This is a genomic window from Sporolactobacillus shoreicorticis, assembly GCF_024125445.1.
Lineage (GTDB): Bacteria > Bacillota > Bacilli > Bacillales > Sporolactobacillaceae > Sporolactobacillus > Sporolactobacillus shoreicorticis.
Window position 1 is genome coordinate 1 of the sequence record NZ_JAMXWM010000067.1, and the last position, 2,427, is coordinate 2,427.

Annotated in this window: 3 protein-coding genes; all 3 read right to left on the reverse strand. The window is 45.4% G+C overall.

Going from position 1 to position 2,427, the window contains the following annotated elements; genetic code table 11:
* Positions 1 to 48 precede the first annotated feature (48 nt).
* From tnpC to tnpA, 3 genes are read right to left on the reverse strand one after another with little or no spacing between them, the layout of a single operon-like run.
* The gene (gene tnpC / locus NIE88_RS21870; RefSeq protein WP_253065674.1) at positions 49 to 1,635 is read right to left on the reverse strand and encodes an IS66 family transposase; all 1,587 of its coding nucleotides are present in this window, start codon (positions 1,633 to 1,635) and stop codon (positions 49 to 51) included.
* A 48-nt stretch (positions 1,636 to 1,683) separates the two neighbouring features.
* Positions 1,684 to 2,043 carry an IS66 family insertion sequence element accessory protein TnpB gene (tnpB, locus tag NIE88_RS21875; RefSeq protein ID WP_253065672.1) on the reverse strand — a complete coding sequence of 120 codons (360 nt, stop codon included), beginning with the start codon at positions 2,041 to 2,043 and terminating at the stop codon, positions 1,684 to 1,686.
* Entirely contained in the window at positions 2,040 to 2,345 is a 306-nt protein-coding gene (gene tnpA, locus NIE88_RS21880; protein WP_253065673.1) for an IS66 family insertion sequence element accessory protein TnpA, read from the reverse strand. Before tnpA ends, tnpB begins: the two co-directional genes overlap by 4 nt.
* Positions 2,346 to 2,427: the final 82 nt, after the last annotated feature.

A 2,427-nucleotide genomic window follows, 5' to 3' on the forward strand; every position in this document is an offset into this window, starting at 1 on the left:
GTAAGCGTCAAATAGCCCACACCTAGTCAAATGATCTGGACTTGATTATTATTGAGGGAAAGATATTTTGCAGATGTCCGGAAGACTTGAGGACCAAGGGAGTAACTCATCGAGGATTTCATCAGTTTGAGGTTCAAGATTGGGCAGTTGTTCAAACAAATAAGTGAGGTATTGAAAAGGGATTAAGCCGTTTTCTTTCGCGGTTTCGATGAGACTGTAAATGGTGCTACTGGCTACCGCGCCTCTTGGTGTATTGCTAAACAACCAATTTTTTCGTCCCATCACGAAGGGCTTGATCGAACGCTCGGCTCGATTATTATCCAGTTCCAAGCGACCATCTTGTAAAAAGGCAACGAGTTTGTCCCATTGGACACGGCAATATTTGATCGCTAGTCCCAAGGCACTTTTTGGAAGCACCTTGGGTGCTTGTTTTTGAAGCCATGTTGAAAAAGCCTCTGTGATGGGTTGACTCTGATTCAGCCGTGTTTGATAGCGTTCTTCATCGGAAGCATTGATTTTTTTAAGTTCTTGTTCAATTTTAAAAAGCTGGTTACAGTATGCGAGTCCTTCTTTGGCGATGACCGCGGATTCTTTCGCTGAATCAGGCAAGGCACTTAACGCCTCACTGAATTTTCTTCGGGCATGAGCCCAACAGCCCACGAGTGTCACGTTCTTAATCGCATGATACCCGGCATAGCCATCCACTTGAAGATAACCTTTATAGTCAGCCAGGAATCGAACGGGATGTTTACTTGCTCGCGTGGTTTGATAATCATACAAAACGATGGGCGGACCAACATGTCCGGTTCGGTAAAGCCATAAATAGGACGTTGATGTCGCTGGGCGTCCGGGCTCTTTCAAAACCTGCAATGTCGATTCATCGGCGTGAAGAATATCCTGCTGAACAAGCTTGGCTTTCATCCGGTTATAGATCAATTGAAGCCAATGGTTCGCTCCGTAAAGCAACCAATTTGCCATCGTTTGCCTGGAAAGAGCGACACCCAATCGTTTAAATTGTTGTTCCTGTCGGTAGAGTGGCTGAGCGTCCAAATATTTCTGACACATGATATACGCCATTGCCGATGGGGAAGCCAAGCTTTTCGGAAAAACTGCTTTCGGTGCCGGGACAGTCAAGATGGGTGTTTGCGTGGCGTGACGTTCACAGTGCCGGCAGGCATAGGTGTGACGAATATGTCGGATCACTTTGACTTGAGGAGGGATGATTTTGAGCTCCTCACGAACTTCGGTCGACATGTCATGCAAGGTGCCTCTACAACAAGAACAAGTCTGCTCCTGTTCAGGCAAAGTATAATGAATCACTTCAACCGGCAGGTTTTCCAATTTTTCCTGTCGCTGCCCTTGAGATTTCTTTCGTTTATAGGTAATCGTTTCGACGGTAGGTTCTGGAACTTTGGAATCTGATTCACTTTCTGCCTCATTGAATAATTGAAGAGTTAATTGCTCTGGAGGTGTCTTTTCGCTTGAAGCGCCGAATTGACGTTTTTGGCTGAGACGAAATTGTTCTTCAAACCATTTCAGCTTCAACATCAGTTCGGCGTTTTGTTTTTTCAGCGCATCTCGTTCGGTTCGCAATTCTTCAATTGTGGGTGAGGGTGCTGCCGTTCTGTTTTCCATTTCTTCATTATAATAGAGGACGCGATCCTTGTCTCTCATTTTTTTAAATCAGAGAAGCGTTCGCGCGGCGATCTCTTTATGTGCCTGACGTTGTTGAATGGACAGACCATCAAGCAACCAGTTGAGTTGACGACGGCTGATTTTTAACGAGGGGGATACGTCGTTGGCCTTCGGCCATTGAAACGTTCCTTTTTCTAAACGTTTGTAATAGAGCCAAAATCCGCTGTATTCCCAATGAAGAATTTTCAATTTGTCTCGTTTACGATTGCAGAAGACAAAGAGGCAAGATGAGAATGGATCAAGATGAAAACCTTCTTGAACCAAAACGGACAATCCGTCGATCGATTTCCGAAGGTCCGTAGGACCCTTGGCCAAATAGACCGTTTCAATGGTGGACTCACGGATCATAGAGTACGCAGCACCCGAAGAACGTCCGCAAACAGATCCGAATCGAACCCGGCATGAACTTCAACTTTAGCGAATCCACAATGAATAAACAAGGGAGCATGTATCGCCTGGGCTTCCAGTTCAATAGACATCCATTGATCTGCTGGATGAGACAGCTGGGTAAGGCGCAATTTTCGTCTCCAATAGCGGAACTGGCTCAGTGGAATCTCCTGTGCCATGCACCACTCCGTACCCGTTAAGTTGCTTGCCTCGTAATCGTCCATTCGTTTCTGCCAAAGTTCTTTTAATTCTGTCCGTCTCATGGCTCATCCTCCTGATCATTTGATAAAAGCATTATCACATAACTGCTTCATCAAAAGAAGGTGTCCATTATTTGACGCTTAC

What these genes read in the sequence shown, in the direction of transcription:
- tnpB (WP_253065672.1), bottom strand. Translation starts at nt 2,043, where the DNA reads ATGATCCGTGAGTCCACCATTGAAACGGTCTATTTGGCCAAGGGTCCT.
- tnpC (WP_253065674.1), bottom strand. Translation starts at nt 1,635, where the DNA reads ATGGAAAACAGAACGGCAGCACCCTCACCCACAATTGAAGAATTGCGA.
- tnpA (WP_253065673.1), bottom strand. Translation starts at nt 2,345, where the DNA reads ATGAGACGGACAGAATTAAAAGAACTTTGGCAGAAACGAATGGACGAT.